The following is a 6,957-nucleotide window of genomic DNA, read 5'->3' on the forward strand; positions in this document are numbered from 1 at the left end:
CGCCATTAGTGTACGGGCCAGGTGTCAAAGGCAATTTTGCCCGGCTGCAACGGGCGGTAGCGCGGGGTAGCTGGTTACCTTTTGGTGCTTTCAACCAGCATAAACGCAGTTATCTGGCCGTTGCTAACCTGACCGATTTTATTCAGTTATGTCTGGTTCATCCGGCTGCTGTGGGGCAAACCTGGCTAATTTCTGACAACCATGATGTCACTACGACAGAGTTAATACGCAACCTGGCCCGGGCTCAGGGCAAGCCAGTCCGGCTGCTAGCTGTGCCGCTTTGGTTACTGACCATTATTGGCAGGGTGACCGGCAGTAGCGGGTTAATGCGGTTGAATGACGCTATGCCGCTCAATATCAGTGCGGCGCAGCAGCAGTTGGGCTGGCAGCCGAAAATTAGCATGCAACAGCAACTGGCAATAATGTCAGGCAAAACGGCGCGGCAATAAGCTGATAGTTGCTGTTAAATGCAGCGGTTATGGTAACAAGCAGACTAATAAGTAGCACCCAGATACAGGCCTGTGATAAATTACCGCTTATTTTCCGATATTCCGTTTAGATGGATTTAACCATGCAATTAAATGTGCAAGCTTTTATGCAAAATGTCTTACCTAAACCTGGCGCCGTGCTGACAGGTTTAATCGCCGCGACGACGCTTCTTTCCGGTTGTGCCACTACGTCATCTGGGCCTCAGTCTTATTCATCCTATGCAAAAGCCCCACAATTTCTGGCAGCAGAAGTCAGTGGCCAGTTAGCTGCCGCCCGTATTGGCCAACAACTTCAATTTAGCAATAGTCCATGGGGCGCCAATGCCTCTGCACAGGTTGTCAACCGTTACTTCTCAGCTGCTGGCAAACAATGCCTGCAGCTGCAGCTCAATACCGAAGGTAGTAAGGCAGTGGTATGTCGTTATGACGAACAGCAATGGGCTGTAAACCGTGATCTTACCGTTGTTAATTTGCCGCAGGAATAACCATGAAATCTCAACGCTTTACACTCCACTGCTGGGCTTCAGCAATAGTGGCTCTGGTTCTGGTATTGCCAGTTTCTGCCCAGAATTTTGGTGACTTACCCGCCGCGCAACAGGCTCAGGTACAACAAGCTCAGATGCAGCAGCTTCAGGATGGACAGGGCAGCCTAATCCCACCGCCATTGCAGGAACTGCCCAGCCAAACCAGCTGGCAACAAGGTACCTATGGTCCGCAATTACCGGCGGCAGGAGAGCTAAGCGATGAAATTCAGCCCTTTGGTGCTGAGTTGTTTAGTGGCGGCTTTCGCGGCGTGCGGGCGGATGGTTTAAACCCGCAGTATCGTATTTTGCCCGGTGACCAGATTACCTTGCGGGTATGGGGCGCAGTGGATATTGACCGGGTGCTGCCGGTAGACGCTCAGGGTAATATTTTTATTCCCACTATTGGCCCGGTAAAGGTTATGGACGCCAGCCACAGCCAGCTCGATGGTATCGTACGTAACGCAGTGCGCAGGGTATACTCTGATAATGTCAATGTTTACACCAACTTACAGGGTGTGCAACCGGTAGCGGTGTTTGTCACTGGTTTTGTTAACAAACCGGGACGCTATGCCGGGGTACCGAGCGATTCAATATTGTATTTTATTGATCAGGCTTCGGGTGTAGACAATCAGCTAGGCAGCTATCGCAATATCCGTTTAATCCGTAATGGCGAAACGCTGGCCGTGCTGGATCTATACCAGTTTCTGCTACAGGGTGACTTAGGACACGAGCAACTGCAAAGCGGCGACACAATTTTAGTCGAGCGACGCGGCCCGGTCGTTACCGTACATGGTGATGTTGGCCGGCCTTATCACTATGAACTTAATCAGACTGAACAACAGCACTACCTTGCCGGTGAAGTGTTAACCGAACTGGCGCAGCTGAACGCCGGGGTGTCACATGCACTGTTACGGGGCATGCGCAACAGTGGTCCGGTTGCCCGCTATCTGCCGCTGGCAGAATTTAATACGGCCAGGGTTGCCAATGGCGATGAAGTGATGTTTTTTGCTGATCATCATCACAGCAGTATTGTGGTGCAACTGGAAGGACAATACCTTGGGCCTTCGCATTTTGTGTTGCCAAAAGACGCTAGCTTGCACGAACTGTTAAATATTGTGGCGATTGAACCTGAACTTACCGATTATCAGAATATTTCACTGCGCCGGCTAAGTGTCGCCGAACGGCAAAAACAGGCATTAGATGAAAGCCTACGCCGGTTGGAAACCACTTATTTAGGGGCGCCGTCGGCCACTGCCGAAGAGTCGGCAATCCGGGCCCGCGAAGCCGAGCTTATCAGTGCCTTTGTCGCCCAAGCGCGGGAAATTGAACCGAACGGCCGCATGGTGCTGGCTCATAACGATGACATTGTCGACTTGCGCCTGCAGGACGGCGATATTATTACCATTCCGTCTCGTTCTGACGCCATTTTAGTCAGTGGCGAAGTGTATATTCCACAGGCAGTAGTTTATGTGCCTGGCCGCAAAGCCCGGGATTATATTGAAGGCGCCGGCGGTTTCAGCCAGCACGCTGATAAAGACAGAGTATTAGTGGTGCGCCAGAATGGCGAAGTGCGGAACGCCAGTGATGTTACCCTGCGTCCAGGTGATGAAATTTTAGTGCTACCGGCTGTTACCACCAAGAACCTGCAGCTGGCCGCCAGTATTACCCAAATTCTGTATCAGGTGGCTATAGCGGCCAAAGTGGTCCTGGACCTGTAACCATGCAATTACGCTCCCCCTGGCAGGTCGCTCTACACGTCTGGCATGCGTTATTTATGCGTGAAGCCACCGCCCGGATCAGCGGTGATCGCTTTGGCTGGACCTGGCTGCTATTAGAGCCCATTGCCCATCTGGTTATTTTAATCAGTTTGCGCCAGCTAATGGGCCGGATAAAAATGATCCCTGGTGCCGACTTTATCCCCTGGTTAATTGTTGGCATTGTCGGCTTTTTAATGTTCCGTAACGCCATGAATCGCAGTATGAATGCCATTGCTGCAAACCGCGCGTTGTTTGCTTACCGCCAAGTGCACCCGTTTGATACAGTGTTAATTCGGGCTGTACTAGAGGGCGTACTTAAATCAATTGTTTTTATGCTGATGATTTTTGGCGCAAGTTTTCTGGGTCACGAAATTATGCCGGCTAATGCCATCCAGGCCGGCTGGGTCTGGCTTAATCTGTGGTTGCTGGGGTTTGCCTTTGGTTTACTGTTTTCAGTAGCCATTACCCTGGTACAGGAGTTGGCGAAAATCATCGGTATGATCACCTTTCCGCTATATTTTTTATCGGGGGTTATTATCCCCATTCAGTTAAAGCCGCATTATTTGCGCGAATATTTGTTATATAATCCGGTGTTGCACGGTCTTGAAAGTCTGCGGCTGGCATTTTTTGAGCATTATCGCACCATCGACGGTATTAACTTATTGTATTTACAGTACTGGTCAATCTCGATACTACTGCTGAGCTTAATGCTGCATATCCGCTTAAAAACAAGGTTAATGGCGCAATGATTGAAGTCAAAAACCTGTATAAGCGCTACCACGGGCCTTTTGGCGGCGACTGGGTATTAAAAGATGTTAACTTTCATATCCCGCGCGGGGTCAGCGTTGGCCTGGTCGGTAAAAACGGCGCTGGCAAGTCCACCTTATTGCGGTTGCTAGGTGGTATGGATGCCCCCGATAAAGGCCAAATTATCCAGAATTGTAAAGTGTCCTGGCCGATTGGCCTGGGTGGCGGCTTTCAAAGCACCATGACTGGCCGCCAGAATGTCAAATTTGTCGCCCGAATTCATGGCGGTAATGACAAAATACCTGAAATTATTGCCTTTGTGCAGGATTTCGCTGAAATAGGTAAGGCCTTCGATCAGCCGGTAAAAACCTATTCCAGTGGTATGCGCAGCCGGCTGGCGTTTGGCTTATCACTGGCGTTCGATTTTGATGTCTATTTATCTGATGAAGCCACCTCAGTGGGTGATGCCAGCTTTAAAGCTAAAGCCAAACAAGCGTTTCGAGACCGCATTGGCAAAGCCAGTCTGATCATGGTGTCGCACAGCACCGGTATTTTAAAAGATATGTGCGAGTCGGGGATCTGGCTGCACCAGGGCCAGGCTATCTGGTACGACAAACTGGCCGACGCCATTCACGATTATCACCAAAGCATAGGTAAAAAATAACAATGAACGTTGTGTTTAAAGCCAAGACATTTGCAAAATTCCAACCCCACTGGGCGCTATGTTTTGTGGCCGTAACCATGGCCATTTTTTATTGGAGCATCCTGGCGACTGATCGCTACGTATCGCAAACCCATATCGTGTTGCAAAGCCCGGAAATCAGTCCGGTGGGGTTAAATGTCTCTGCTTTGTTATCTGGCACCAGTGGTTCAGGCGATTTACTACTGTTAAAAGACCATTTAGAGTCGGTAGATATGCTGCAAAAACTGCAGCAAACCTTGGATATCCGTAGCCACTATGCTAATGGCGATATCGACTACTGGTCTCGTTTAAGTAGTTCCGATGTCGAGCTTGAAAAACTGTATGACTATATTCAAAACCGAATCGAAATTCATTTTGATGATTATGCCAGCGTGTTACGGATAAAAGTGCAGGCGTATAGCCCGGATATGGCACACGCCATTGCCCAGACGTTGCTGAACGAAGGCGAACTGCATATGAACCAGATGGGCCAGCGTTTAGCGGCCGAGCAAGTGGCCTTTATTGAAGAGCAGGTGGCTACACTGGAACAACGGCTTTATAGCATTCGGGAAGAGCTGATTACCTTTCAGAACGAGCAGGGAATGGTCTCGCCTACCGGTACCGTGCAAAGCTTCTTTGCTATTGTTTCGCAGTTGCAGGGCCAGTTATCGTTGTTAGAAGCCCGCAAAAGCTCAGCCGCCAGCTTTCAAAGCGCGGCTTCTCCTGAGATTATCCGCCTGAATAGCGAAATCAACGCCTTGCGCCAGCAAATTGAAACCGAAAAACAAAAAATGGCAACCACCAGTGGTGATTCGCTGAACCGGATTTCAGCAGAATATCAAACATTAGAACTTAAAGCCCAGTTTGCACTCGAGCTCTATTCCAATGCCTTATTAACGCTGGAAAGCACCCGGGTCGAAGCCGCTCGTAAACTAAAACAAGTATCGATATTACAACAACCGACTCAGGCAGAATTTTCTACCGAGCCAAAACGACTGTATAACATTGCGGTTTTTACTTTCTTCGCGCTTTTTCTGGCTGCGATAAGCCATTTAACCCGCTCGATAATCCGCGACCATCGGGACTAACCCATGACATCGGAACACGATGTGCTGTTTTGCCCACCGCTAAACGGCAAGCAGCCGGTATTGTTAGCTAGCAGAGTTACCAGTGTCACTGATACAGCATCGATACTGCCTGACGTGCCGTCGCTGACCAGCGAGCAACAAGTGGCAGCAGACCATTTTATTCAGTGCTGGCAACAAGCTGGAGTATCCCGCTACAATCGTTACCGGGATACTGAGAACCTGCCCGACGTTTACATATTATTGATAATACAATCCGGTTTAGCGCTATCCGTAACCAGGCAGATGCTGCTCAAGGCAAAACAACTGGCGCTGGCAGCTACAGGGGTAGTGTTGGTTTGTCATGAGCAGCACGCAGCGTGTCGACTTGCTCAGGCGAACAGCGAACATTCACTAACTGGTGTCGACCTGGTGCAGGAATGCCCACCTCAGGTTCATCATGGCAAATTATTAGCTAATGCCCGTGCTGTTATTACCGCGAACAGCTGGCTGGGTTTTGAAGCGTTGTTATGGCGTAAAACGGTTTATAGTTTTCTCCCTTCCTTTTATCTGGCTGCCACCCATTATTGTGGCTTGTCATCTGACGCTGCGCAAACTAAAGCCGACAACCGTTTACTGGGTAAGTTGGTGTGGCAGATTTTTAGCGACGCTAAAGTGGTTAGCGCACTGGTCAATGGTACGTTAACCCATATTGGCCATGATACCCGGCCTGAAGCAAACAATGGTTTTAATACCATCATTCAGGCTCTCGACTGGCTTGCATGGCAACGTAAGCAGCGCCAGCGCTTTGCGCCAGAGCTTTATGCTATTGGTTTTAACCGCATCTGGCGTCCGGTAGTTAAGCAGTTTTTACAAGGCAGCACGCTGCGCTTTGTTAATAATGCCAGCCAGGTACCGCCAGCCAGTCATGCTATCAGTTGGGGGTTTAAACCCTTGCCAGCTCTGGCCCCGTTGGTAAAGCTTACCCGGCTGGAAGATGGTTTTTTACGCTCGGTGGGCCTGGGCGCGCAATTTGTCAAACCCCTCTCCTGGGTAGCCGACAGCCGCGGCTTATATTTTGATGCGACAGCGCCATCAGATTTAGAAAACCTGCTTGCTCAGCAACAGTTCAGCCAACCTTTGTTACAACAGGCCACCGAACTTATCGAACAATTAAACAGCAGCGGTATCAGCAAATATAATACCGGCAGTATTAACTGGCAGCGACCGGCGACCAGCAAAAAAGTGATTTTAGTACCAGGCCAGGTTGAAACCGACGCTTCTATTGCCAGGGGCGCGCCGGGTATTAAGCGCAATATCGAGTTGTTAAAAGCCGTAAGGCAGGCTAACCCGGATGCCTGGCTTATTTATAAACCGCACCCTGATGTGCTGGCTGGCGCCCGGGCCCGGGGCGAAAACGAGCAGCAGGCGCTGGACTATTGCGATCAGCAGGTTACCGATTGCAGTATTACTGTTATGTTTGGCCAGGTAGATGAGGTACATGTGTTGACGTCGTTGGCCGGTTTTGAAGCGTTAATCCGTGGCCTGCCGGTGACCTGTTACGGTATGCCATTTTATGCCGGTTGGGGCCTGACCACTGACTTGCATCAGTGTCCACGTCGTGGCAGGCCATTAACGCTGCAACAGCTGGTGGCTGCAACCTTGCTGTTATATCCATTGTATGTTTGCCGCCAC

6 protein-coding genes and 1 pseudogene are annotated in these 6,957 nt (G+C 50.0%); all 7 read left to right on the forward strand.

All coding sequences use genetic code 11. The features are described from left to right. A pseudogene (locus KG631_RS00050) lies at window positions 1-449 on the forward strand (nucleoside-diphosphate sugar epimerase); the annotation flags it as partial. A 122-nt stretch (window positions 450-571) separates the two neighbouring features. Next, window positions 572-973 (forward strand): DVU3141 family protein, encoded by a 402-nt coding sequence (locus KG631_RS00055; RefSeq protein ID WP_213994630.1) that lies wholly within the window; start codon window positions 572-574, stop codon window positions 971-973. A gap of 2 nt (window positions 974-975) precedes the next feature. Beyond that, the gene (locus tag KG631_RS00060) at window positions 976-2,730 is read left to right on the forward strand and encodes a polysaccharide biosynthesis/export family protein (protein ID WP_213994631.1); all 1,755 of its coding nucleotides are present in this window, start codon (window positions 976-978) and stop codon (window positions 2,728-2,730) included. Between the two features lie 2 nt (window positions 2,731-2,732). Beyond that, window positions 2,733-3,518: an ABC transporter permease gene (locus KG631_RS00065; protein ID WP_213994632.1), complete on the forward strand. Its 786-nt coding sequence runs from the start codon at window positions 2,733-2,735 to the stop codon at window positions 3,516-3,518. Further along, window positions 3,515-4,180, forward strand: coding sequence for an ABC transporter ATP-binding protein (locus KG631_RS00070; RefSeq protein WP_213994633.1), 666 nt, complete (start codon window positions 3,515-3,517; stop codon window positions 4,178-4,180). The genes KG631_RS00065 and KG631_RS00070 overlap by 4 nt, the downstream gene beginning before the upstream one ends. A gap of 77 nt (window positions 4,181-4,257) precedes the next feature. Next, entirely contained in the window at window positions 4,258-5,286 is a 1,029-nt protein-coding gene (locus KG631_RS00075) for a chain-length determining protein (RefSeq protein WP_213994634.1), read from the forward strand. A gap of 3 nt (window positions 5,287-5,289) precedes the next feature. After that, the coding region (locus KG631_RS00080) for a hypothetical protein (RefSeq protein WP_213994635.1) at window positions 5,290-6,957 on the forward strand (1,668 nt) is incomplete at its 3' end.

The sequence above is a fragment of the Arsukibacterium sp. genome (assembly GCF_018402695.1).
In the GTDB taxonomy this organism is placed as follows: Bacteria; Pseudomonadota; Gammaproteobacteria; order Enterobacterales; family Alteromonadaceae; genus Alishewanella.